General features: G+C 28.2%; 34 protein-coding genes and 2 pseudogenes. 7 read left to right on the top strand and 29 right to left on the bottom strand.

Annotation, left to right across the window (positions count from 1 at the left end):
• Nucleotides 1–21 precede the first annotated feature (21 nt).
• The 24 genes and pseudogenes from KQI77_RS02380 to KQI77_RS02270 all read right to left on the bottom strand — a co-directional run bounded on the left by KQI77_RS02380 (nucleotide 22) and on the right by KQI77_RS02270 (nucleotide 16,938).
• Nucleotides 22–456 carry a hypothetical protein gene (locus tag KQI77_RS02380; RefSeq protein ID WP_216387994.1) on the bottom strand — a complete coding sequence of 145 codons (435 nt, stop codon included), beginning with the start codon at nucleotides 454–456 and terminating at the stop codon, nucleotides 22–24.
• A 317-nt stretch (nucleotides 457–773) separates the two neighbouring features.
• A complete protein-coding gene (locus tag KQI77_RS02375) occupies nucleotides 774–2,648 on the bottom strand; it encodes a phage/plasmid primase, P4 family (protein WP_216387992.1) in 1,875 nt (624 codons plus the stop codon).
• 52 nt (nucleotides 2,649–2,700) lie between these two features.
• Nucleotides 2,701–3,033, bottom strand: a complete 333-nt coding sequence (locus KQI77_RS02370) for a nucleoside triphosphate pyrophosphohydrolase family protein (RefSeq protein WP_216387990.1) — start codon at nucleotides 3,031–3,033, stop codon at nucleotides 2,701–2,703.
• Nucleotides 3,023–3,601 carry a hypothetical protein gene (locus KQI77_RS02365; protein WP_216387988.1) on the bottom strand — a complete coding sequence of 193 codons (579 nt, stop codon included), beginning with the start codon at nucleotides 3,599–3,601 and terminating at the stop codon, nucleotides 3,023–3,025. Before KQI77_RS02365 ends, KQI77_RS02370 begins: the two co-directional genes overlap by 11 nt.
• On the bottom strand, nucleotides 3,601–4,347 hold the full coding sequence (locus KQI77_RS02360) for a hypothetical protein (protein WP_216387986.1): 747 nt from the start codon (nucleotides 4,345–4,347) through the stop codon (nucleotides 3,601–3,603). The genes KQI77_RS02365 and KQI77_RS02360 overlap by 1 nt, the downstream gene beginning before the upstream one ends.
• 40 nt (nucleotides 4,348–4,387) lie before the next feature.
• Nucleotides 4,388–4,594, bottom strand: a pseudogene (locus KQI77_RS02355) (tyrosine-type recombinase/integrase); the annotation flags it as partial.
• Nucleotides 4,595–4,620: 26 nt separating this feature from the next.
• Entirely contained in the window at nucleotides 4,621–4,914 is a 294-nt protein-coding gene (locus KQI77_RS02350) for a DUF1599 domain-containing protein (protein ID WP_216387982.1), read from the bottom strand.
• 4 nt (nucleotides 4,915–4,918) lie between these two features.
• Nucleotides 4,919–6,685 (bottom strand): hypothetical protein, encoded by a 1,767-nt coding sequence (locus KQI77_RS02345; protein ID WP_216387980.1) that lies wholly within the window; start codon nucleotides 6,683–6,685, stop codon nucleotides 4,919–4,921.
• Between the two features lies 1 nt (nucleotide 6,686).
• Nucleotides 6,687–7,421 (bottom strand): hypothetical protein, encoded by a 735-nt coding sequence (locus KQI77_RS02340; RefSeq protein ID WP_216387978.1) that lies wholly within the window; start codon nucleotides 7,419–7,421, stop codon nucleotides 6,687–6,689.
• A 2-nt stretch (nucleotides 7,422–7,423) separates the two neighbouring features.
• Nucleotides 7,424–7,897, bottom strand: coding sequence for a DUF5651 domain-containing protein (locus KQI77_RS02335; RefSeq protein ID WP_216387976.1), 474 nt, complete (start codon nucleotides 7,895–7,897; stop codon nucleotides 7,424–7,426).
• A gap of 1 nt (nucleotide 7,898) precedes the next feature.
• Complete coding sequence (locus tag KQI77_RS02330; RefSeq protein ID WP_216387974.1) at nucleotides 7,899–8,930, bottom strand: phosphoadenosine phosphosulfate reductase family protein; 1,032 nt, start codon at nucleotides 8,928–8,930, stop codon at nucleotides 7,899–7,901.
• Between the two features lie 226 nt (nucleotides 8,931–9,156).
• Entirely contained in the window at nucleotides 9,157–9,396 is a 240-nt protein-coding gene (locus KQI77_RS02325) for a hypothetical protein (RefSeq protein ID WP_216387972.1), read from the bottom strand.
• Between the two features lie 50 nt (nucleotides 9,397–9,446).
• Nucleotides 9,447–9,908, bottom strand: coding sequence for a DUF669 domain-containing protein (locus KQI77_RS02320; protein WP_216387970.1), 462 nt, complete (start codon nucleotides 9,906–9,908; stop codon nucleotides 9,447–9,449).
• A gap of 69 nt (nucleotides 9,909–9,977) precedes the next feature.
• Nucleotides 9,978–11,669, bottom strand: a complete 1,692-nt coding sequence (locus KQI77_RS02315; RefSeq protein ID WP_216387968.1) for an AAA family ATPase — start codon at nucleotides 11,667–11,669, stop codon at nucleotides 9,978–9,980.
• Nucleotides 11,670–11,673: 4 nt separating this feature from the next.
• The gene (locus KQI77_RS02310; protein ID WP_253289307.1) at nucleotides 11,674–12,483 is read right to left on the bottom strand and encodes an HD domain-containing protein; all 810 of its coding nucleotides are present in this window, start codon (nucleotides 12,481–12,483) and stop codon (nucleotides 11,674–11,676) included.
• Nucleotides 12,484–12,807, bottom strand: a complete 324-nt coding sequence (locus tag KQI77_RS02305) for a hypothetical protein (RefSeq protein WP_216387966.1) — start codon at nucleotides 12,805–12,807, stop codon at nucleotides 12,484–12,486. It lies immediately after the preceding gene.
• An 82-nt stretch (nucleotides 12,808–12,889) separates the two neighbouring features.
• Entirely contained in the window at nucleotides 12,890–13,183 is a 294-nt protein-coding gene (locus KQI77_RS02300) for a VRR-NUC domain-containing protein (RefSeq protein WP_216387964.1), read from the bottom strand.
• On the bottom strand, nucleotides 13,161–13,283 hold the full coding sequence (locus tag KQI77_RS13140) for a hypothetical protein (RefSeq protein WP_301281670.1): 123 nt from the start codon (nucleotides 13,281–13,283) through the stop codon (nucleotides 13,161–13,163). The genes KQI77_RS02300 and KQI77_RS13140 overlap by 23 nt, the downstream gene beginning before the upstream one ends.
• A complete protein-coding gene (locus KQI77_RS02295; RefSeq protein WP_216387963.1) occupies nucleotides 13,283–13,780 on the bottom strand; it encodes a hypothetical protein in 498 nt (165 codons plus the stop codon). Before KQI77_RS02295 ends, KQI77_RS13140 begins: the two co-directional genes overlap by 1 nt.
• A gap of 2 nt (nucleotides 13,781–13,782) precedes the next feature.
• On the bottom strand, nucleotides 13,783–15,021 hold the full coding sequence (locus tag KQI77_RS02290) for a DEAD/DEAH box helicase (RefSeq protein ID WP_216387961.1): 1,239 nt from the start codon (nucleotides 15,019–15,021) through the stop codon (nucleotides 13,783–13,785).
• The gene (locus KQI77_RS02285) at nucleotides 15,018–15,173 is read right to left on the bottom strand and encodes a hypothetical protein (RefSeq protein ID WP_216387959.1); all 156 of its coding nucleotides are present in this window, start codon (nucleotides 15,171–15,173) and stop codon (nucleotides 15,018–15,020) included. Before KQI77_RS02285 ends, KQI77_RS02290 begins: the two co-directional genes overlap by 4 nt.
• A 151-nt stretch (nucleotides 15,174–15,324) precedes the next feature.
• Nucleotides 15,325–15,477, bottom strand: coding sequence for a hypothetical protein (locus tag KQI77_RS02280; RefSeq protein ID WP_216387957.1), 153 nt, complete (start codon nucleotides 15,475–15,477; stop codon nucleotides 15,325–15,327).
• A gap of 96 nt (nucleotides 15,478–15,573) precedes the next feature.
• Nucleotides 15,574–16,374 carry a phage antirepressor KilAC domain-containing protein gene (locus KQI77_RS02275; protein WP_216387955.1) on the bottom strand — a complete coding sequence of 267 codons (801 nt, stop codon included), beginning with the start codon at nucleotides 16,372–16,374 and terminating at the stop codon, nucleotides 15,574–15,576.
• Between the two features lie 42 nt (nucleotides 16,375–16,416).
• Nucleotides 16,417–16,938 (bottom strand): helix-turn-helix domain-containing protein, encoded by a 522-nt coding sequence (locus KQI77_RS02270; protein WP_216387953.1) that lies wholly within the window; start codon nucleotides 16,936–16,938, stop codon nucleotides 16,417–16,419.
• Between the two features lie 96 nt (nucleotides 16,939–17,034).
• Between KQI77_RS02270 and KQI77_RS02265 the strand changes: the two genes are divergently transcribed.
• On the top strand, nucleotides 17,035–17,439 hold the full coding sequence (locus KQI77_RS02265; RefSeq protein ID WP_216387950.1) for a DUF2513 domain-containing protein: 405 nt from the start codon (nucleotides 17,035–17,037) through the stop codon (nucleotides 17,437–17,439).
• Here KQI77_RS02265 and KQI77_RS02260 read toward each other — a convergent pair.
• From KQI77_RS02260 to KQI77_RS02250, 3 genes are read right to left on the bottom strand one after another with little or no spacing between them, the layout of a single operon-like run.
• Nucleotides 17,436–17,630 carry a hypothetical protein gene (locus KQI77_RS02260; RefSeq protein WP_216387947.1) on the bottom strand — a complete coding sequence of 65 codons (195 nt, stop codon included), beginning with the start codon at nucleotides 17,628–17,630 and terminating at the stop codon, nucleotides 17,436–17,438. The genes KQI77_RS02265 and KQI77_RS02260 overlap by 4 nt on opposite strands.
• A gap of 2 nt (nucleotides 17,631–17,632) precedes the next feature.
• The gene (locus tag KQI77_RS02255) at nucleotides 17,633–18,001 is read right to left on the bottom strand and encodes a hypothetical protein (RefSeq protein WP_216387944.1); all 369 of its coding nucleotides are present in this window, start codon (nucleotides 17,999–18,001) and stop codon (nucleotides 17,633–17,635) included.
• On the bottom strand, nucleotides 17,991–18,242 hold the full coding sequence (locus KQI77_RS02250) for a helix-turn-helix transcriptional regulator (protein WP_216387941.1): 252 nt from the start codon (nucleotides 18,240–18,242) through the stop codon (nucleotides 17,991–17,993). The genes KQI77_RS02255 and KQI77_RS02250 overlap by 11 nt, the downstream gene beginning before the upstream one ends.
• Nucleotides 18,243–18,415: 173 nt before the next feature.
• Between KQI77_RS02250 and KQI77_RS02245 the strand changes: the two genes are divergently transcribed.
• The 5 genes from KQI77_RS02245 (at nucleotide 18,416) to KQI77_RS02225 (ending at nucleotide 21,640) form a co-directional block, all read left to right on the top strand.
• A complete protein-coding gene (locus KQI77_RS02245) occupies nucleotides 18,416–18,781 on the top strand; it encodes a helix-turn-helix domain-containing protein (protein ID WP_216387938.1) in 366 nt (121 codons plus the stop codon).
• A gap of 22 nt (nucleotides 18,782–18,803) precedes the next feature.
• Nucleotides 18,804–19,097 (top strand): hypothetical protein, encoded by a 294-nt coding sequence (locus KQI77_RS02240; RefSeq protein WP_216387935.1) that lies wholly within the window; start codon nucleotides 18,804–18,806, stop codon nucleotides 19,095–19,097.
• A 36-nt stretch (nucleotides 19,098–19,133) separates the two neighbouring features.
• Entirely contained in the window at nucleotides 19,134–19,448 is a 315-nt protein-coding gene (locus KQI77_RS02235; RefSeq protein WP_216387932.1) for a hypothetical protein, read from the top strand.
• 11 nt (nucleotides 19,449–19,459) lie between these two features.
• Nucleotides 19,460–19,789 carry a hypothetical protein gene (locus KQI77_RS02230; protein ID WP_216387929.1) on the top strand — a complete coding sequence of 110 codons (330 nt, stop codon included), beginning with the start codon at nucleotides 19,460–19,462 and terminating at the stop codon, nucleotides 19,787–19,789.
• A 285-nt stretch (nucleotides 19,790–20,074) separates the two neighbouring features.
• A complete protein-coding gene (locus tag KQI77_RS02225; protein ID WP_216387926.1) occupies nucleotides 20,075–21,640 on the top strand; it encodes a recombinase family protein in 1,566 nt (521 codons plus the stop codon).
• Nucleotides 21,641–21,681: 41 nt separating this feature from the next.
• On the opposite strand, the pseudogene KQI77_RS02220 reads toward KQI77_RS02225, so the two are convergent.
• Together KQI77_RS02220 and KQI77_RS02215 are read right to left on the bottom strand one after the other, a co-directional pair.
• Nucleotides 21,682–22,683, bottom strand: a pseudogene (locus tag KQI77_RS02220) (FAD-dependent oxidoreductase); the annotation flags it as partial.
• A complete protein-coding gene (locus KQI77_RS02215) occupies nucleotides 22,680–23,672 on the bottom strand; it encodes a sulfide/dihydroorotate dehydrogenase-like FAD/NAD-binding protein (RefSeq protein ID WP_216387923.1) in 993 nt (330 codons plus the stop codon). The pseudogene KQI77_RS02220 and the gene KQI77_RS02215, both read right to left, overlap by 4 nt.
• Nucleotides 23,673–23,816: 144 nt before the next feature.
• Between KQI77_RS02215 and map the strand changes: the two genes are divergently transcribed.
• The gene (gene map, locus KQI77_RS02210) at nucleotides 23,817–24,656 is read left to right on the top strand and encodes a type I methionyl aminopeptidase (protein WP_216387920.1); all 840 of its coding nucleotides are present in this window, start codon (nucleotides 23,817–23,819) and stop codon (nucleotides 24,654–24,656) included.
• Nucleotides 24,657–24,699: the final 43 nt, after the last annotated feature.

Genomic DNA, 24,699 nt, shown 5'->3' with positions numbered 1-24,699 from the left:
GTATATTTAATACATAACATATCAATAAATTAGTGGAATAAGTTTATTAATTATTCTACACTTAATTTTTGCAATGCTTTCAACTTCAAAACCTAATTCATCTGCTATCTTTGTATGATCATATTCTTTAAAATATTTCATTTCAATCAAGGACCTTTCATAATCTTTTAGTTTTTTCATAGCATTATCAATTCTTAATATTTGATTTTGCATTATTTTTATATCATTTCTAAGTTTAATTATTTTTTCATCACGTTTAATTATTTCGTCTTCTACATTGGAATGAAACGCATTTGTATTTTGAGTATATTCATTATATCCCTGGGCATTTATCCCTTTATAATCATTTTCTAATTCATCTAAATCTATCAATCTATTCTCTATTTTTATTTTGATGCTTGTATAATTATATAAAAGTCCTTCAACCTTCCTATAATCATTTTTATCTATATTCATAAATTTCACCTCATTTTATCCTAATATCTGTTAAAAATGACTCATGTCTTTTTTGTTGACTTAAGACAAAAAAGACACCCTTCAGGCTAGTTATAATCACATTTTAGCATTAAAATTTACCTAAAAAAGTGACTTATATATATATATATTTCTTATATATATATATACTATTTATTTTTTTTATAAAAATAGTAAAAGAAATTTAAAAAACGTAAGTCACGTAAGTCAAACACCCCTCTAACCGTTGATATTACTGGGCTAGTGGGTGTCTTTTTTCTGTCTTTTTTCTGTCTTTTTTGACTTTTTTTGAAAATTGCTTAATTTTTAATAAAAATATATGGCCTTTTACCATCAAGTCTAATTTGCTTTCTAGTATAACCATGATTACAAATTTCTTTTAAAAACACTGTTTTAGATAAATGTTTTAAACCACTTTCACTACAGTATTTTTGGTATTGTAGATAAACATCAGTTATAAGTTCATTATCAACTTTAGCTTCTTCAAGGAAACCAAGCATTGGATTATTAGTTTTCTCATATTCATTCCATGCTTCAGTTATAAGTTTTGATGTTGTAAAAGCTCTATTATATAAAATTCTATCAAGCCCAGCTAATGCTAAATTTAATAGATATTCAAGTGCTGTTGGCTCTAATAATTTATCTATAATGAATGGATCATAATCTTTATCTTGCTTGCTAAATTTTGCATTGAATGGTATTAATATAATACGTCTCTTAAGTCCATCTGATAAATCATTAATTCTAGGCATATCGTTGCAGCTAAAAATCAACTTACTGTAATTAGTAAAATCAAATGGATCCTTACCCTTTCTTTCAACATTTACTGTTTCACCAGTAACCAACTTCTTAAAAGTAGCATTGTTATCGATATATTTATTACTAATATCATCACCTATATTTGCAAGTTTTCCTTCTAGTTGGAATGTTTTAAATCTGTCATTTAAATCTTCTAGCGCTACAGATGATATATTATTTTCACCAAGTAATCGCTTAATAACATCTAACAAAGTAGATTTACCATTTGAACCTGCTCCAGTAAGTATAAAACATTTACCAAGTTCATTTCTTCTAAATAAACAATATCCAATCATTTCTTCTATAAGCATGCGCAATTGTTTATTATTACAACATATTTTATTCAATGTCTTGTCCATATTCTTGTTATATGCTGTAGGATTATAATTTATTGGAATTTTATTTTTAATAATTATCTTAGGATCAAATACATTTAGATGTTTAGTTTCTATATCATATAATCCATTAGCTACTGCAATTGTTTTTGGAGTAGTTTGAAATTTGTTTTCTGCAAGTATATCTAAATATTTAATTACTTCTGTTCTTTCTGCTGATTTAGAATTATTTATATATCTTAATAAAGTTTTCTCTATACTTCTTAAATCATTGTTATAAACACCATCTGCATAAATGTGTAAACTATTATTTATTTTAATTACATATTCATCTGATATTAAATATCTAGCTAACTTTTCATATTGAAGCTTATTTTTTATATAAAAACATTCCTTCTTAAATGCTTCATCTCTCAATATAGTATCTAATTCCGAATCGGTTACTGGTTCTTTTATTATATATTTATTTAATATGTGTATTGATTCTCTTATTTGCTCTTTTGTAAGTCCAGCTTGCTGTAATATTAAAATATATGGAAATAATATTGAATTACGTCCATCACCTTCCTCTAATTTACTAAAATCAATATATGATGTTCGTGATACTGGATATAAAAACGCAGGTAACAAATCTATTTCTTCACTAGTTGACAACCATTCTCTCATTTCACCATTTATTTTTAATGGTATAACTGCATTTTGATTACCTAATCCAGTATCTATTTTTACTCCTATTGGAGTGCTCCATCCTTGTTTACGTTTTTCTACATTAGTATTTTTAAAATAAAAATGTTTACCTCTAGTGGTTTTTAATATAGGACAGTTAATTTTTAAATCATTAATAATTTTAAATACTGTTTCTGATTCTTCATAATCATCTATATCTATTTGAATAATATCGTCTTTAAGCACACCACCGTACGATTTAAGAGGTTTTACTTCTTCTAATGTATAAAATGTCGTTCTATTTTTATACTCCTCTATGGGGCGCTTACCGTCTTTTCCTCCTGTAGGTATATAACCTTTAAATAAGTTAATCATTTTCTCACTCCTCTTATTAAAAGGAGCTAAAAATTTAACTCCTTTTTAGTATTTAAATATCACTTTTACTTCTATTTATACTTCTATCTGTCTCAAAGCCATTTGGATACCTCTTCTCTAACTTTTCTACATTCATTCTCATAATAGTTTCTAAATCATATCCAATAGCTTCTGCAGTTATTGCTATATACCAACACACATCTCCTAACTCTTTAGCTACGTGTTCTTTATCTAAATAATGTCCTTGAAATAAATTCTTCTTAACTATGTCAGCTACTTCTCCACTTTCACCATTTAAGCCTAAAACTCCGTTAAGTAATAATTTATCCTTATCCTCAGTACTAGCAGTTCTTAAAGCTTTTCTTTGGTATTCATTAATTTTCATCTGTTATTCCTCCTATTATAAATTCACTACATGGAAACTTTTCTAATTGTTGACAAAACAATCTCCATTCTGGCAATCTATGATTCTTTCTTTGACTATAAATAGTCTTTAGTTGTCTATAATTAGTTGTCATACCTGCTGTAAGATTAAATCCAGTTGGAACATTATATAATAGCTTTAAATAATTCTTACTATTAGGTTCATCTAAATAATTCATTTTTAATTCTTCTAAATGCTTAATGGTACTTTCTGTAACATATTCATTACATTGTTCCCTTATATCCATTTTAGAAATCATGTGCATAGTAGATTGGCTACTTACAAAGTCAAAAAAATGATATCTTTCTGCTTCAACCCATGCTTTAATAGAAAAAGTCAAATCAAATTGTACTATTATTCCATTCAAGAAATTATCATGTCCTTCACCTTTTCTACTTCCTGCTAGTTTCTTAACTGTTTCTGTAACATCATTGTTTAAAGTTTCTATATCTACTGACATTGGATATTTACTTTTTCTAACACTATCTTTTAAACCATATATTTTAATATTGGTTATTGGTTCTATCATTATTCTTCACCTTCTTTTAAGTAAAGTTCCCTAATTCTATCACCAAACTTCTCTAGTGCTTTTTCTGCTACTTCTCTTGAAGTATAATAAGTAACATTTGGATATCTACCAGAGTGACAACTTGCCACTACATTATTGTTGTAATTAATACATAAAAACCATTTTTCTTGTTCGCAATCATTCCAATCAATTTCGCAATCATTATTTAACCTAGCAAACAACTCCATTTCACTTTGTAACTTTCTACGCTCTGCTATCAATTCAACTTCTTTCCTGACTTCTTCTTTATTTTCATCTGTATATGGGTACATGTTACCATATTTTAATAATCTATTATCTGTGCCATCTCCTTTGCAATAACGATCTTCTTCTACTGCAAAATCATAATCCACATAAAAATAATCCTGTCCTTCATTTATATAAGGTTCTTCTTTCTTTGTTACTTCTTTAACCTTAGTTTTATACTCTTCCATTAATGCATCCATTTTATTTTTATATTCTTCATTTAACTTTTCTATATTCATATTGTTTTTTTCTCCTTTTTCTATTGACTCTAGCATTTCATCTGTCCATGCCCAAGTTCCATTATCTTCTTCTATAACATAATAATTTGATTCAATTGATGCTATTGTAACAATTTTTCCTTTATATTGCTCCATTAAATCAATAAAGTCCTTATTTCCATACTTTTTATCAACCTCTAAATCTTCTCTTACCTTTACTTTATCTCCCACTTTGTATTTCATCTATTCTTTGCTCTCCTTTATTTGTAATTTTCTTAAATTACTAAAAACTTAAATTTGCCATTGATACCATTATTAAGTTTTTATCTTTATTCTCTAATTCTTCAACTATGTGCAAATATGTTTTCTGAGTTGTGGTCATATTTGAATGTCCCAATCTTTTAGCAACACTGGCAACAGATACACCATTAAGCAATAATAATGATGCGTGTGTATGTCTTAAACCATGTGCTGTTATAACTGTTATTCCTGCTTCTTTTCTGTGGAAGTTTATCATTAACATCTATCCATTCCATGTAATCCCCACTCCTCCAACTCTATTAAAGTCATGATTGCATAGTTGGCTAAGTCCGTTAATGTGTCTTCTATACTTTCATCTTTTACTTTTGCGTATTTACTTAAATTTAAGTTTTTTAATCTATTAAGCTTATCCTCTAATCTTATACAAGATACTGTTAGTCCATACTCTTTATAAGACTTTCCAAAGCTATCGCCATAATCAGCATTCTTGGCCTCGTACAAAGCATTTAATTTTTCACATATAACTTTATGTTTTTCTACTTTATTCATTAATTTATCCTCCTATAAAATCCTTAATTCTTTTATTAGCAACATCTATATACCATTGTTTATCTAACTTGCGTGGTATTTTAACATCTTTTATATCTCCATTTTCTATAAAAGCATGTAATGGTGTTCCAGCCATTTTATCAGGCTTATTCTTATCATTTTTTAATTTAAATATGCCACCATCTCTTCTAGATCTTGAAGCAAACACTCTACTTATTTTTTCATTTATTATTTCATCACCATGAAGGGCATATTTATATTTACTTGAAGCTTTAACTACCATTTGAAATTGAATTAATGCATTACAATTATTAATAGTATCTTCAACTGGAACATCTTTAATAAAATAATCCATAAGAGCTTGATTTACTATTGGCAAATCATAATCTAAGTTATTAAGTTCTTTAACATAAGCACCTTTAGATTTAATCTTTCCACCTTTTTTTACAACGATATAGTTGTTAACATCTTTTTGTACTACTCTTTCTATAATGTCATGGTCTAAACCCATTCTAGTACGTTCTGACCATTCATTAGCAATTTCTTTATATTTCTCTAAAGCTTCCTCATTTGGAAGTTTAAACATTACACCATCTGTATTACTTTGTATTAATTCAACTCCAGGTAATTGAGTTTCAACGTGTTCAATTAAATCTAGGAGTAACAATTGCCCATTGATACATACATTATTAGCTTGTAATGGATCATATAAATTGTTGTATTTATCTTTAGATGCTCCATAAGTACTATTAAGTACAATTTTATATGGTTGTTGCTCTTTCTTTTTGCCTTCTCTTTTAAGTCCAACTCTAATATCATAAATTTCTTTAAACTTTTCAGGTTCAGATACATTACGACTTAAAAATCCATATTCAATCATTAAACTTGGATAAAAACTTGTAACATCTGAGTTAACAAATATTCCGGTTCCAATATAATTAGTTCTAGCACCATGGAGACCACCCCATGCAAATGTATGAGGTACTCCCATGATATCTACATTTAACTGATTAGATTTATACCATTTTCGCTTTTTACTTTCATCCTTGTATAATGACTCTAATAAGTCTGTATCAGCTAGTAAATTATCTCTAGTGTTCTCATACCAGTTATATATGTCAATGTGCTTATTTAAGTGAATACTATCAACTAAAGTGATGTTAAATTCATCCTTCCTATTGTGAACTCTTTCTGTCTCTAAAATTATTGCTGATAACTGTGCTTTAGTTTTACTTATATATTTAAGTGGTAATTTAAAAGTCTTAATTAATCCCATCTGACTTTCAAATTCTTCTTTTCTATTCATAAATACATACATAGTCTGTTCAACATCATGATTGCAATAAAATAAAACTTCTTCTATTTCTTTTTTAGTAAGTTTTCTATCAATATCAAAATCAACTGTTGTTTCTCTTATATCATTTCCCATAAAAGCTTCAAGTTGTTTAAGACCTCTATTTCTATCTGTCATAATGTCATAATTGTAAAGTTGTATTCTATTGAACAAACTACTGTATTCCCATCCACCTTTATGCTTAACTATAATGTGGTCATTTATTTCTTTTGGATCAAGTCCTAGTAAAATACCTTTTAAAATGTATTGGTCATAAGACCTGCTATTAAATCCAATCCATATATCTTCTTTATGTTTTTTATAAAATTCTCTTAAAGATACAGCATCATTAATAATATTAGTTGTAGTTCGTGTTTCTGTATCTTTAATAACTACTAACCAGTCATATTTAAACACTTCAAAATCGTAGAATAGCATGTTAATTCACCTTCTTTAATCTGTCGCTAATGCTCAATTGGGATTTGTTAAGAATTTGAGATATTGCATTTGAATCATATCCTTTGTTATAAAGTTCAACAAGTTGTCTGTTTTCCTCTTCTGTCCACTTTGTGTGATTATTTCTTGGTACAGGTCTATAAGGTACTTTTAAAGTATAAAGTCTTCTTTTTATTGCATTTTCAGTTCTGTTGAGACGATTTTTTAAATCTTCATATGTGTACTTGTAACTCTTTGTTAATGTGATTAACAAATTATCATCGGCTTTTGTCCATTTTCTATTGTGATTTAATTTACTTGAGTTTTTTCTATCAATTTCTCTCTTTTCATTGACCCAAGCAGGTTCAAGTCCTAGAGAATTCTTTTCGAAATTCGCAAAGTTAATACTTTGTTTATTTTTTTCCGACCATTCCCAAAATTCATCTAGATAAACTATTTTTATTCTTTGGTTAACTACTTTTTTAGTTTTAATTGGAAAATGTAATTTTCTTAATCTTTTTTCTAAATAACTGTATGCTCCTTTATATCCAATCACACTTATAAGTTGATTAAATGTTACATAATCACCTTGATTCACAAAGTTTCCTAATCCCATTTTATTAGCTTTAAGTCTTATAGAATTAATGGTTCTATTCAATTTCTTTGCAATACCAGGGATAGAAATTACTCCCCAGTTATTTTCAAGATACTCTGTTTCTTCTTTAGTCCAATGTCTCAAAATTAATCACCTTCTTTATAACTATATCTACATTCTCCAGTGTTTTTTGCACCTGAGAACTCTGGTATACAATGTTCCTCAAACTCTTTGTAAATTTCACATTCAGTACAATGCTTTTCACAATTCCTGCAGTTGTAATATAAAATTAATTCAATTAATCTGTAATAATCTTTATTTTCTTCATATGCAGCATCAATTTCTGTTTTCTTTTTTTTAGCAAATTCTTCCCTTGCTCCATATATATCTACATAAACTGTTGATTTTTTAGCATCTTTAGCAAATGCTTTTTGTGCTACTTCATTTAATCTTTCTTTTAAACTTTCAATCGCATTTTTAGTAAAACTAAAACCTCTTTTCATATTTCCTTTTTCAACATTTGTTAATGTATTACCATCAATTAAATGTTGTGCTGAACTCATTAAGTGTAATATAGTAATTAATTCTTTACGTTCATCTGAATTTAAATAATCTTTCATTTTAATCACCTTCTGTATAATCAACATTTATTTGATCTAAAACATGCCCCAAGCCCAAACCTTTATTACTTGGTACCCACTTGCCTTCTTCGTCATATTCACCACCATTAATGCAATAGTTATATAATTGTGGGTGTGTCTTAGATAACCTTATAAATCTTCTATTTTCACCTTTTTCTAAATGGCATCCATACATACAGAAAATACACCCAGTTCTTTGTTCGCCAGTAAATTTAAATTTACCATCTATTATTATTAATTCTCCGTATATTGATGCTACCGGTATTTTATTTTTCCATATATATTGCAACACATCTTGTTCTTTCCAAAACCCTAATGGATTACAGCTTTCCTTTTTCCAATTTATGCAACCATGTTGCATATAAGCTTTTTTACGTTCTTCACCTTCTTCTGCTAACATTCCTATAATAGGTTTTCTATTTGTGTCTTTCTCATACTTGTGTAATGGCTCTTTTTTCATCTTGTCACAACATCTGTTGTGTATTCTAAAATCCGCATTAATTAACGGATAATACTTCTTTGCAAGTTTTCTACTTTTACATTCTCTACCCACAGATGTAATACCAGTTAAATATAAATTCCTTATGTTTTTGTTTCTTTCTGTAGGGTTTTGTAAATCATGTAGTGATCTGCTAACTTTTTTACTTATTACAGGATAACCATATTTACTTACTACTTGCTTAAAACTCATATTAGGTCTTACTCTATCTAAAATTACATCTATCTTATGTTTAAGACTTAGATACTTAACATAATTACCTACAAATTGTTTTAACTCTGGGAATTCCAATCCAGTATCACTAAAAGCTACATAAACCTTTTTATATCCATAAAGAACACAAAATTTACATACAATATCTAATAAAACTGAACTATCCTTACCACCACTAAAACTTACATACACACCATCAATTCCATAATAGCTTGTAAACTCTTTTATCCTTAAAATACTTTTTCCCACCTTTACATTTAAAGGTAAGCTTTGTAGCATTTTTAATTCATTGTTATTCAATCCAATCACCTAAATAAATCAAATTGCCTGATCTATTTAGGAAACGGTATTAAGTTTCTTCATGAGTGACTTTACTGGCTTAATTTATAACTTTCGGAGCGTACTCCCCAGTGAGTGCGTTTTACATCTTTACTCATAGCTTTTTCGATAATAAACAAATGGCTAATTTATTTATTACTAGACAACCTCTGTTTACAGAGGATTTGATTGAATTGAACTTTTGTTACTATAAAACAATTTCTTGTTTATTTTCTTCTAATTCTTTAATGTCTAGGATTGTTACATTAGACATTGTTCTTACTGTTTTTGACCAATTCTTGAATAGTTTCTTTGCATTTTCTGAATCAAAACTTTTTATCCTTCTCTGATCTGTTTTCCTTTTACGGCTCTTCCATGTTTCATAATCAAAAGTTATTAAAAATTCTTTTATTTCTATCTTGCTAGGTATTCTTTTTATTTTATCCATAAGTTACTCACTTTCTAAAATAGGAGAGCTTTTACACTCTCCATAATTATTTATTCAACATCAAACACGTCTGTTATTTCATAGTCACTAAAATCTTTATTTTTAGCATTCTCAGTATACTTAAGTGCATATTCAAGTTGTCCGTTAACTGCTTCATAAACATCTAAAATCATATTGTGATATTGTTTAAAGTTTACAAATTCTATCTCAACTCCTGAATCAAGAGATCTTAACATTTCATTTGCATTGTGCAATCCAAATCCAGTTGTAAGAACTTGATTATAGAAAATTAAACTTCCTTTATGTGGTCCATTAATTATCTTGAACCATATGCTTAACATTGGATCTCCCTTTTTAGACTTTTTAAGTTCCATCTTATTTACTTCTACTTCATATGTTCCATGTGGTACTGTTTCAAAATTACCACCATTTTCTGCTGCTTCTTTAGCATCCTTTGCTAATCCTTCAGTATCAATTTTTTCATCAAATTCTTCCCATATTTCTTTTGCCATATTATTAATTCCTCCATTTTATCTTTAGATTATTTGAGGGATTTTAAAGGCTCCCTCATACCTAATTAACTATTCTTCTCTTGCAGATCTTCTAGTTCTTCTTGTACGAGGTTTTTCTTCCTCTTTAGGTTCTACTGGTTTTTCATCTTTAGACTTTTCTTCATCATCTTCTTGATTTTCTTCAACTGGAGCTTGTACATCATCAGTTTGAGGTTCATTAGTAGCTTCTTTAGGTTCTTCAACTTTATTTCTACTTCTTCTACTTGTTTTTTCAGGCTTAGACTCATCCACTTTATCAGTAACATTTCCAACTAGCTGTTGAGCTTCAACTAATGCTCTAGTGAAATCTTCCATGTGTAATTCACATTTCTTTTCAGTAAAGTTAAATCTTCCTCCACCAAATACATTTTCATCTTTAGATAATTGAATATATCTTTTATCACCATCTACATAAGCTCTAACTGTTAAATCAACTGTACCAGCTAATACATTTGCAACTTTATCATTTATATTCGGTTTATAAGTTGTATATTTAGTTCCATTTTTAAAAGTTACTTCTGTAGCAACTTCTTTACTTATATAAATTATTTGATATCCTAATGCTTTTAATCTCTTCATGGTACTTAAGAACTCAGTTCTTATCATGTCCCAGCCTTTTCCATAACCACCATCTGATTCATGTTCCCAGCCATTTTTATCATACATGTATAATCTACAATGTTCCCATAGATCTTCAATTAAATCTAAAGCAACTCTCTTAAAATCATTATCTTTCTTTTCAAGTTCTGATATTGCTTCTTTAAATACTTCCCATGCAAATTTTTTATTAGTAATTCTACCAGTAACAGTTATTTCATCTTTAATTGGTATTACTGGTGATGTTGTATTATCTGTATTTCCATCAGTATTTAGAAATAATAAATCATCATATTGATCTATAAAAGTACTTTTCCCTACATAACTTTGCGCATAAATCCATAAATCAGGATTTTTATCAATTTTCTTTTCTCTTCTTTCATTCTTTGGTAATAACATATAATCTTCTCCTTTTAAACAATATTCTTGGTATTCACACCAACCACATAAATTAGTTGGATTTTTCTTAAATTCATCATCTTCAGTAATATTTATTATGTCATTCATCCATTTAGCTACTTTTTCCGCATTATATTGAACTTCCATAATCTTTATTTTTGAATTTTTTAATTCTTCAGTTAATCGTCTCCTAAACTGATATAAATTTTCTTCTTGTTTCTGCCTTATAGAAATCTTAGGAATAAATATAAATCCTAACTTTCTAACTTTAAATCCTATTTGCTCCAGGAAGTATTTATATAAGTGAAGTTGTGGTGACTGGTTATAATGCTCATAATTATTACTGTACTTATAATCAAATACATCAACTGAACCATCATCATTTTTAGTAATCAAATCAACTATTCCAATAAATCTAGGTGTATTAACTTTAAATTCTTTCTTATAAACATTAACATCAGCTAATATCTCATGAATTTTAGGTATTAAATGTTCAAACTTTATGACCTCATTTATGTGATTATCATTTATTATTGGATAATTACTGTAATAGAACTCTATGGCTGTCTTTAAATTTGTTTCAGCACCTTTATGAATTGTGTTACCACATATTAATGCATCATTAGACTCTGGTGCTGAAATAGTCTTAATATGGTCCACATAACGTAATTTATATTGATAAGGGCAATTATTATGACATTCTACTCTTGAGTGACTATATCTCATTTAATCACCCTTCCACATCAAAATTAACTTCTAGCATTTTACGACTTGCTAAGTAATCACATAAGTGAGTAAATTTCTGCATTTCAGTTTTAGGCTTTGGAAGTACTTCTTCTTTAGTTTTATAGTCCGTATTCCATTCACCCATATGAGACTTAATACAATTACTTATGTCTTCCCAAAGATATCTATCTTCCATAAGGTCTAGTACTTCATCTGGAAGTGTTTCTTCAGGTACTTCGTAATACTTATCTTCTATATACTCAACTACTTCTAAAGGGTGCGTAGTTGTTGTATGACCAGTACCATCAACACCTTGTTTAACTCCATCATGTATTAATAGAGCAACTCTTATTATGTCTTTTTCTTCATCTGTGAAGTTTTGAATAGTATGGTTATTAAATAATTCATTTGCTATTCTAACTGCAGCAATTGTATGTCTTACTAATCCACCATCACCCAAAGCATACTTAGGATGATATTTACCAGTACTTGATGCAGGTACTTTATAAAAATAATCTGGTAACACATCTAAACACCATTTAGCAAACGCCTTAAGTTGTGGTGTAGTAATAGTATCTAATTCTGTTTTAAAATCATATTTAGGTTTTTCATAATTAACATCTACATCTTCAGCTATATCTAAATCATCCCCAAATAGCTTTATTAAATCTTTAATTTCATGTTGTGGTATTTGCCATGATTTCATATCAGCTATATATTTTCTAGTTGGTAAAGATTTTATTTTATCAACTATATCAGCATCATAATCAAAGCTTACTAATAAGTTGTCTTTAACTTTCTCTACTTTTATCATCTATAAGTTCCCCCTTACATTGATAAAAGTTACTTTAATTTCCTTAGTTAAATCTTTCATATTAATTTTGTTTATTTTACCTTTATTCACATCATCTACAGTTTCTACGACTGCGTCTTTAACAAGCCCTTCTCTTTGAAAATCTACAAAATTAGCTTTTCCATTTGGACCTTTATATTCTGTTTGGCCATGTTCTTCAAGTAAGTCTACTAATTCACTTTTGTCTGAATCTAATTCATCTTGTAAATTTTTTATTTGTTCCTTAACATTTAATATGTTGTCAATTAACTCATCTGCAAGTTCATTCCACTTTTCTTTTGTCATTTGTTTATTCCTCCCTAATAAAATTTATTTATATATAAAGTAGTTATTTTATTGACGCTCTTACCATATATAATTTAAATAACTACTTTAATAACTCATTAAGTTCATTTTTAAGGCTTTCAAAATCTTTAGGATAAACTATACGAGCATAACCTTTAGCACTCTGTATAAGCCTTATATTGCGTTTCTGTAGCTCACTAGGATGTCCAGTCTCTGCCTTTACTTCTATTCCTACAAAATGTCCATTAATACATGCGATAATATCAGGTATTCCTGACTTACTATATGGACCAGCCCAATATTTAAAATAATAAGTATTAGGTAATCCATCTAAAAATTTTTTTATCTTATTTTCAAATTGTTTCTCTGCTGCCATAGTGTTCTTCATCCTCTACTGGTAAAAAACCATTTTCTAATAAACTTTTATAAATAACATCATTGTTTTCAATAAAATCTATTGTGTAGCCTGTCTCCATTATTTACTCTCCTTTAATTTAATTCTTATACTCGATTTAACATTTGAAGTTTTAGTATATTTCTCAGCAACTTCTGGCATATCTTTTTTTAATTTAGTACTATCAATGCTATTTCTAATAGTTGGAGCTATATAACTAATTGTTAATACATCATTTTCCCATTTTTTTATATTGTTATCTTCCATAGCTTTTAATAAAATTGCTTTTAATTCTTCTTCCTTCTCTTTTATTTCCTTAGCCTTAATCTCTAAATTTTGTATTTGTTCTATTACTGGCATATTTTCCTCTGGTAACACTAGCAATGATTCTTTAAATTTAATGCCCACAAGTGCTTTATCATAACACTCTTTACACATTGTTATTGAACATTTATCATCAACGAAAGTATCATTTAATCCAAAATGTCTAGGACATAACTCATTATCTTCAGTAAATCTGTCAAATTCCCTCCTAGTCATTTCTTGACTATATTCTTCTACTGTTTTTAAATTTTCCATCTTTAGTTTTCCTCCTCAAACAACTTATTTGTAAAATCCCTACGTTGTCCTAATATATTAAATATCTTTTCTTCTATAGTGCCTTCAGTAATTAAGTAATAATAAATGCAAGTCTTCTTCTGTCCCATTCTATGAGTTCTCTTCTTACTCTGTTCAAATAACTCTGAACTAAGTGGTAAACTGAAATATATAATCTTATTACTTAACTGAAGATTTAATCCCATGGCCCCAGCTTGATATTGAAGTAATGTTATACTATTATCTTTATTTTCATAGTTGCGTAAATCCTTGGTTTTTCCATTTACAACGGATGTTGGTTTATCTAATTTCTCACACATTTTCTTGATTTCTTTTAATTCATAATCAAAGTTATAAAATATTAATAATCTATCTTCTGTACTAGTAAGTAAGTCTTGTAATACTTCATATTTATTCTTGTTATACATAGCAGCTAACTGTCTTTGATAAAGCATATTAGTAAGCGTTGTATCTCCAACAAGCTCAACACCACATATAGTTACAAGCCTATTCTTCTTAAACTTCTTATAAGCCGGAATACAATTAACTTTTATTATGTTATCTATCTGCTCTGGAAGTGTTAAAACTTCTTCAGTTTTCTTAAATATAGCTCCATGCTCTCTTAACTTATCTTTTAGTCTATCTACATTTTTATAGCCAATTACTATTGGAATCTTAAAACCATTAAGTTCCATGTTTTTAGTTTTAATGTAAGTGTCCCAAAATGCTTTCTTTGAAATGTTCCATCCAAGTAATTTACACTGACTATATAATTCTTCATATTTTCCACTACAAGGTGTACCAGATAGTAAAATCACATTAGTTGGTTTCATCTTAAGAATAAATTTTGATCTCTTAGATTTTTCATTTTTTATATATGATGATTCATCAAGCATCAACGTAAGATCTTTTAAATTTAATAATTCTGATCTTCTCCATACAAGGTCATAATTGATAATTATTACATCAGCTTTTAAATCATTTGCATTTTTATAAATTTTAGTGTTATACTGTGAGTAATAATTTTTAAAGTGCTCATACCAATCTTGTATTTTTGATTTTTGGCAGATTATCAAATTGTGTTTGGCATTGAGTGCTTTTAATTTTTCTGATCCAATAAATGTCTTTCCTAAACCCATATCATAATAATATGCTGTTTTATTATGTGATTTTGTAAGTTGTAAGGCTTCTTTTTGATGTGGTAATAAATTTATACAATTCATATCATTACTCCTATTACCGCTAATAAAATTATTAATATTGCACTAAGTACCTTAGCTTTAAATATTAACTTTCTTTGATATTCTTTCCTTTTACGTTCTGCTCTAATACGTTTCATAAAACGTTCTTTCTCTACTTCTTCCATAAATAGCATTATTATTCACCTTCTTCTTCTCTTATACGTTTTTTTAATCTAATATCTACAATAATCATTGCAGCTATTTCAATTACAAAAACTATTTCTCCTGCGATAATACCTTCTTTCATATTTATCACTTCCTTATGTTAAGTTGATTAATTTAAGGCTATTCAGCCTGCTTTTCAATTGTTTCTAAAATTTTTTTAATATTTTCAACACCGTACTTTTTTATAAGTCCACGTGCCAATGTAATGTTAAATTTTTCAATACAATAATCATCTGGTGGAACATCAATAACAAATTCAAAATCTTGTTTCATTTAAAATCCCTCCCATAATAATTAGATTATTCTTATTTATATGTCTTTGTGCTTGTACATTTTTAATCTTTCTTAATTTATTCAGAAAACTTATTTTTATTTATTTAAAAATTTATTGATAAAATATTGTTGACCTTTACCTGTAACTTTTGGTGTTTTAGTAACTGTTACATGCCCGTCTGAATGAGTAATTGAAGTTTCTTTTATTTCAAATAAACCAAGTTCCATTGATTTTTGAGTAGGCATATTGTAATCATTACCTGATCTTTTAATTAAATATTTATTATCTCTAAGCCACGCAAACAATTTATTCTGACCAGTTTGTACACCATTTTGTTTTAATATCTTTGCTAATTCTCCTACTAAAATACTTGTCTTACTTGTGCTTACTGCATCTGCAAATATAACTTTCGGAGCATTAACCTTCTTTTCTTCTTCTAAAGCTTGCCTTTGCTCTTTTTCTGTTTTTAATTCAGTTGCTAGCTTTATAAGAAAATCTGGACTAGTTAAGGCTTTTTCTAATGTGTCTTCTGTCATATAAGTTCCGTGTTTTCTGATAGAAGGTAACACCTCTGAAGTTACCCATCTTTTGAATTTCTTTGCAGTTGGTAATTTTGAAGATAAAATTAAACTATAAAGTCCAGATTCATTAATTAAATAACCACCACGTTGCCCTAATTGTTTATAATCTAACTCAACCCCATTTTGGTGATGAGTTTTATCAAGTAAATAATAATCTTCTTCATCGCAATGTTGTTTTATTACATCCGAATATGCTTTATCGTAACCTAAAATTTCAGCAACATCTCTTCCTACAAAATAAGGTTCATTATTAATTACCAAAGTTCTAACTTCTCCAAATTCTTCACTCTTAAAAATTTCAATTTGATTATTCATTTATTCCCTCCTAGTATCTTGAGAAACATTTTTATTCCTCCCTTATTCTGCTTCTAAATCTTCTTTATATTTTGGAAGTTTATCTTTTAATTCTTGATTAGTCATAGGTACGCCAACTAATTCGACAATACATCTACTTCTAGCATTACTAAAAAGCGAACTTCCAATAGCGTTAACTTTTTGTTCAAGTTTTAATAAAGCCATTCTTTTACTAGTAGCTTCTTGGTATATTTTAAAAATATCTTTTTCTTCTTCTCCAATACAAATGGTATATAAGCAATCACGTATATTACCTAATGTATCTGTAACTTGCGTATCTAATTGTGCGTTTATTAAATTATTTACAGTTACATCTAATACTCTTGCAATACTTTCAATTTCAATAAGCTTTATACGAGTTTTAACATTTTCAATGTTACGTAATCTATTCAAATTTATTCCTGATTTTTTAGCTAATTCTCCTTGAGTTAAATTTAATTTTTTTCTTTTATCAACAATGTTTATAGCTATGTCACAATAAAAATCCAATCCTATTCTTTCTTTATTTCCGATATAATATCTCATTAATTTTTCCTCCTTATTTGATTTGTTATGATTTCCCACCTATAATTTACTTATCAGCTTTGCGAGCTGAAATTTGATAAGAAAGGTGGTGTTTTTATGAAATTAAATCCTGATTGTATTAGAGATATCTTACTAACTGTAGAACTAGAAACCGATTTAAGAAATCATTTTCTTTTTTATAACGAAAGTCACCCATGTTGTGATAAACACAACGACTACGAATTATTGAAAAAATACAGCATTGACGAAGTCCTATATCACCTTAAGCAGTGTGAACTGTCTAATTTGTTATTCAATGTAAAATGGTATAAAGACGATTCGTGTTCAGCAAGTTTTCTATCTCCAACTGGTCATGAATTCCTTGCTAATGTGCGTGCAGATAGCATTTGGAATGATGTTAAATCAGTTGCAAGTAAAATTGGTTCAACTTCTCTTGATGTATTAGTTAAAATATCAACCGGTGTATTAAACCAAATAATTAACAAACAACTCGGATATTAATTTTCCCCAAAGAACTCTTTAATGGTTTTCTTCATAGCCATTGAAGTAAGTTCTTGGGCTTTTTTTGATGATAAATAATCATTGTGCTTATCTGCTAAATAATAAAGCAATCCCAAAGTTGAGCAATAGAATGTAAAACTTAGTACTACTGTTATTATTAAAATGGTTATAAACAATATCTTAAGAAACATTTTTAATCATTCTCCTTTCTAAATTTTGATGCCCAAAATTCATCTTTAACAAAATTATCAATAGCAAAATTCAGAACTGTTTCAGTAATTTCTTTAGCTTTATCATAATGTTCAGAATCTAAATTTTTAATAAATTTCAAATTAAAAGTTATTCTTATTATTTGACTTATTGAATCTGTTAATTTTCCTTCAAAATTTCCATATGGTCTATTTTCTTTTAAATTAAGAATTTTCAATTTATCATTTATTAAATGAAGCAAATTGTCCCAACCAAATGTATTTCTCTTAAGCTCTTTAACTTGATTTTTCAATAATATGTTTTCAACTTCAAGTTGTTTTATGCGATTTATTAAATACTCTTCAGAACTCATTGATTTCATCTCCTTTCTCGCGTGTTTTTAGTTCCTTTTTAGGAACATTGTGTGTAAAAAAAAATTCACTATTGATACCTAGTTTTCTGCACATAATTCTAACTTCTTCCATTGAAAAATCACCAACTCCATTAAGCTTGTTATTGACTGTAGTTATTGTTATTCCTAGTAATTTTGCAACATCTTTTTGTTTTATACCATGTTCAACTAGATATCCCTTTACTTTTGGATATCCCGCCATTTCGCACCTCCTTTGTTCCTTTTTAGCAACTTTACAAGTTTAATATTAATACTCTTTTGTTCCTATGTCAACAACTTTTTGAAATATATTTGAATTTTTTGTTCCGTATTTGGAATTATTACAATTATATGATATAATCTAATTAGTTCAAAAAAAAAAAGGAGGGATATAAATTGAAAACAACTGGAACAATAATAAAAGAGTTAAGAGAAAAGACAGGATTAACAATGGATGAAATGGCAGATAGACTAAAATCATACGGTGTAAATCCCTCAAAATCTATGATATCAAGATGGGAAAACGATAAAGCTGAGCCATCTATGGAATATGCGAGAATATTAGCAAGGTTTTTTGATATATCTTTAGATTACTTACTAGGTTTGGATACTGATACCGAACTACAAAAAGCTGAAGATAAGATTAATAAATATACAGAACAAGATAAATTATTTTTTTCTAAATATGAAAATTTAAATGATACTGCTAAAAAGCAGCTCCTAAAGATAATAGAAACTTTCGAGGATGAAACACAAGATTAATACATTATAAGGGGATGAGGCTTTGGATGATATGCTAAACTATGCAATTAAGCAAACCCAAAGTGGAGATTTAAGAATTGTGTTTCGAGACTTAGATGTTTCATTTACTGGGGCTAGTCTTTGCAAGAATAACCAAAATTTAATAATACTCAATTCAAGATATTCACTTGAATATAATTTAAAGAAACTATTACACGAACTATATCATATTAGATATGGTGCTGGCGAAGAAAATGCTATTGCACATGAGAACTCCATTAAAGAACTTAATAATTTAACAGAGTTCTTGATATATCATAGGCAAAACATATGGTGAAATTAAATTAGTACATAGCTAAAGGAGTTGATATAGATGGATAATGAAATATTAGAATTATTGAAATTAATACAAAGTGATGTTACTTCTATGAAAAATGATATTACATCAATGCAAGATGATATTACTTCTATGAAAAGCGATATTAATACATTAAAAGATGGTCAACAAAGAATGGAAAAGAAACTTGATGGAGTATTTGACCAAACTGCCAACTTAACTGAATTTACTACCACTACAACTGGTAATATTCAATCAATTAAGCAAGATATTAGATTTGTTAAACGCAAGGTACAAGATACCGAGGAAGATGTATTTGTTATTCAAGACCATTTAAAAATTATCAAATAGGAGTTGATTTTATGGAAAATAATAATGATTTAATAGATCTTATAACTAAAATGTATACTGAAATGAAAGAAGGTTTTTCTTCTATCAATAATAGGATTGATAATGTGGAAACTAAGGTAGATAATTTAGAGAACAAAGTAGATAATCTAGAAAATACTATGAATAAAAGATTTGATGAGCTTACTTCTGATATAAGCAATCTAGTGTCCAAAGATATTGCTGAAGGAATTTCAAGTCAAATAGATGATATTAAAACAGACCTTGGTTTTGTAAAGCACAAACTTAATTCTACTGAAGAAGATGTATATAAAATTCAAAGTCATTTAAAAATAATAAAATAATGCGTAAGTCAAAAAAGTCAAAAAAAGTCACTCGTAAGACACCTATTAAGCAAGTGATACCAACGTATTAAAGCACTTGTGACTTACGTGTCTTACATTTTTTTAACTTCTTTTATATAAACTAAATAAAAAAAATAAATAGTATATAATATAAGAATTTATATATATTATAAGTCACTTTTTTGTGTGAAATTTCACATTAAACCTAGTAATATCAATGCTTAGAGGGTGACTTACGAGTTTTAAGTCACGTTATAAGTCATAAGTCAAAATGGAGGTAAAAGCATGAATAAAATAGCAATTTATAGCAGAAAAAGTAAATTTACTGGTAAAGGTGAATCTATAGAAAATCAGATTTTAAAATGTAAACAATTTATTCAATTCAAATTTGAAGTTACTCCAGATGATGTAGAAATATTTATTGATGAAGGATTTTCAGGTAAAAATGAAAATAGACCTAGATATCAAGACATGCTTCAAAAAATTAAAAATAAAGAAATTGATAAAGTAGTTATATATCAACTTAATAGACTTGGTAGAAATGCTAGAGATATTCATAACACTATGCAAATGTGTGAAGATTTAGGATGTGTTATTTATAGTGCTACAGAAGGATTTGATAGTTCCACTAGCTTTGGTAGAGCTATTATAGGTATATTAGCTAGTCTTGCACAACTAGAGCGTGAACAGCTTGCTGAACGTGTTAAAGACAATATGTATACTCTTGCTAAAATGGGTAGATGGCTTGGCGGTCAATGTCCCCTTGGATATAATGGTACTAGAGAATATTATATAGATGAAAGTGGAAAAGAAAGATCTGTAACAAAATTAAAACCAAATACTGAAGAACTTAAAATTGTTAAATTAATATATAAAAAATATATTGAAGAAAAATCATTATCTCAAGTTGGTAAATGGTCATTAATTAATAATTTTAAAGGTAAAAATGGTGGCAATATAGATAAATCTGCCATTAATGTTATATTACAAAATCCAGTATACGTAAAATCTAATGATAATGTATTTTCATATCTTAAAAACGAAGGTTATGAAGTGTGTGGCAAAGCTAACGGAAACGGATTATTAAGATATGCTAAAGATGATGAAAAAATAATTGCCACTGCTGCACATAAAGGTGTTATTGATGCAGATACTTGGTTAGAAGTCCAACAAATAATTAAATCTAATAGTGAGAAAGCTCCAAGTATAGGTAAATCTAAACAAGCATTATTAACTGGTTTATTAAAATGTAAATGTGGAGCTGGTATGCAAGTTAGATATGGTAGACCTAGAAAAGATGGTACTAAGTCACATTATTATCTTTGTACTATGAAAGTTAATTCTTCAGGATCTAGATGTAATGCTAAAAATATTAATGGAGAATTGTTAGAAAATAAATTAATTGAATATCTTAAAACCTATAATAAAGATACTTTAATTAAATCATTAACAGATGTTCTAAATGAATCTAAAAAAATAGAGGATGATATGGGAATTTCAAATATAGATAATGATATAAATACTACTAATGATTCTATCAAAAAATTATTATCCAAATTATCATTAATAGATGATGAAGAAGTTTCTAAAATTATATTAACTGAAATTAAATCATTAAAAGATAAGATTAAATATTTAGAAAAGAAAAAATCTATTGCAGTAGATAAACAATCTGAAATAGTATTAACTCAAGCTGAAATAATGAATATTATTAATAGACTTGATAATTTTAATAGTGTTTATGATGATTTAGATTTTGATACTAAAAAAATAGCATTAAATGATTTATTAGAATCTATTATTTATGATGGTAAGAAATTTCATCTGAAATTTAATGTAAAAAAAAACTAATTGACGATATTAGTAACTTAAAAAGATGTCAATTTAGACCAAATTGCTTCTGTATGCCCTACAAAAAGTCCCGATTTTTCACCACCACAGAATAAATTATCTACTCCAATTACCTTTAGATCATTAGTTCTAGGTGCAACTGATAAGTATCTTATTGAATTGCCTTTACTACCTGCATATGGATCTATATATTTTGCATGCTCTAATCCTTTTATCTTACGTAGTTTTTCTAATGGATAATAAGTAGTCATTAATTTCGCATGGCCTGTATCTAACAGAACTATATTCTCTGCAAATTCCTTTAATGCATATTGTTGACATACCTTAGATTTCAATTTATCATAATTAACATCCTCTTCTGGAATCTTAAGTACAACAACCCCTTTTTCATCTAATTCTTGTCGAATTGAATCTGATAAACTTTCTTTAGATAATTTACAAGATCCTGAAAATGCCCCTAAACCATCTCCTGCCCTTTCACCTTGTAAATCAGGCACACCACATCTTTCACTTATACTTATTCTTGGCCCAAATGCAGGACATCTTAATATACACATTGAACATCCGTTACCATATCTTAAACAATTTCCCATAGGTCCTGTTGTTCCTGTTGTCTCTATGAATACATCCCCTTCTACATAAGTATCATCAGCTAAATATATTCCCTGAATTCTATGCTTAATCACTTTAACATCTCTTACTCTACTTTCCATATGGAGATGTACCCCCATATTAACTAAATAATCTCTTACAACACCTTCTATAGTATTTACATTATATAAAAAAGCATGTTCATGTCCTGGGAAGGATATATTCTTGTGAGTTGAATGTTTATCAGTTAAATTAAAAAGATCCCCTCCACCTAATGCAATAAGTTCTTCTGTAGCTGTATATCTTCCATTGTTTCTCATTATTCCGCCTACATTTCCCAATCCTAATAAAAGGTCTGTTTTCTCATATAAATGAACTTCTGCTCCAGCTTTTTTTGCACTAATAGCAGCTGCAACACCTGACCATCCGCCACCAACTATAACAATTTTCATATGAATCTTCTCCCTTCAAATATACTTCTTGGATCTTGTTGCATTTTACAGAATCGCTTAACTCTATGTCCTGAGAATCTAGCAGTACATGCTCCACATACACCTTCTCCACAACACATCTTGAAATTGTTACAACATGACAATAATATATCTTTTCTGCCTATTTCATCTAAATATTCAATAACACTATAAGTCAAGATATCTGCTCCAGCTAAATGTATAAGTGATATACCTTTGTCTTTAATAGAATTAGATATAATAAATCTACCTTCTTCTGATAATTGACCTTTTGTCAGTAAATTAGTTTCCTTGAGAGATAAATCATATCTATTTAGATAATCTTTGCTATAATTAACTGCAAAAGGTGCTGTATCAACATAAACATCTACTTCGTTTTCATTAGATATTAATTTTTTTATAACTGGCAGCATTGGTGCCATACCTATTCCTCTTGCTAATACTAATACATTCTTATTATGTGATTTATATATATTATCTAATCCGAATACTCCATTAAAATATGGTCCTCTTATTTCTATGTTTTCTCCTTCAATTATATTATTAATTCGTTTTGTTTTAACTCCTCTTATTTCTACCACAACAGTTATAGTATCGCTCTCCGGATCTGAATCCATTATTGATATTGGTATGTCAAAAAACTTATTATTATCAGTCCTAATAAATAAAAAACTGCCTGGCTTATTTAAGTCTAATACTAATTTGTGAGGTGCCTTAAACTTTAAAACTGTTAATCCTTTTTCTATCTCTTCTTTGTAATTAACTCTACAGTTATATGTTTTTCTCCCTTCTTTAGCCTTATTTCCATTATTGTAGAATTCTTGAAGTATACATACACCTTTCCAGTTTAAACAATCACAAAAACATTCTCCTTGAAGCTGAGAACATATAATACACTCTCCTGATTCTGCGAGTTTGCAAGGACAATATTCAGTACCACAATCTATACAATCCATTTTTTCTTTTTTCAAAAGCTACACCTCTTAGCTAATATTCTCTAAAATAGAATATGCATTTAATGATAATAATTGCATATCTACAATTTAGATTTTATTATACAATTTATGATGATTTGTATTATAATATTACTAGTGCTATTAAGGATGTGAAATTTTATGAAGGTTAATAACTTATACAATAATTTAGACAAAGATATAAAAGATAAAATATTATATTATAAAAAATTAGGACACGTAGTTCCACCTGCTAGACTAATAAATACCCCTGAAGATATAGCTGGTATAAGAAAAAGTTCTAAGATAAATACTCTAGTACTAGACACAGTTGCTGCTAATATAAAAGAAGGTATGTCTACTGAAGAAATCAATGAAATAGTACATAACACAACTATTTCAAATGGTGCAATTCCCGCACCACTTAATTATGGAGGTTTTCCTAAAAGTGTTTGTACCTCAATTAATAATGAAGTGTGTCATGGAATTCCTAATAAGAATATTATATTAAAGGATGGAGATATTATTAATGTTGATGTATCTACAATCTATGAAGGATATTATTCTGATGCTTCTAGAACTTTTATGATTGGCAATGTACCAGAGGAAGTTAAGAAGTTAGTTAAGGTTACCAAGGAATGTCTTGAACTAGGAATAAATGAATGTAAACCTTGGGGATTTATTGGTGATATAGGAGAAGTAATATATAAGCATGCCAAAGAAAATGGATACACAATTGTACGTGAATTCATAGGACATGGTGTAGGTAAGAAGTTTCATGATCTACCAGATGTTCATCATGTAGGCAAAAAAGGAACTGGAATGTTACTTGTTCCAGGTATGACTTTTACAATTGAACCAATGGTTAATATGGGTAAAAGGTATGTTAAGGTTGATCCTAAAAATGGTTGGACAGTTACTACAAAAGATGGCTTACCATCAGCTCAAGTTGAACATACCATACTTATTACTGAAACAGGTTATGAAATACTTACTTATTAATAATTTGCCTAATTAATATCAATAGATATATAATATTTTATAT

It is taken from the genome of Clostridium sp. MSJ-8 (genome assembly GCF_018918325.1).
Taxonomy (GTDB): Bacteria; Bacillota; Clostridia; order Clostridiales; family Clostridiaceae; genus Clostridium.
Note: the sequence above shows the minus strand (reverse complement) of the source record. Positions and strands in the feature narration are given on the sequence as shown.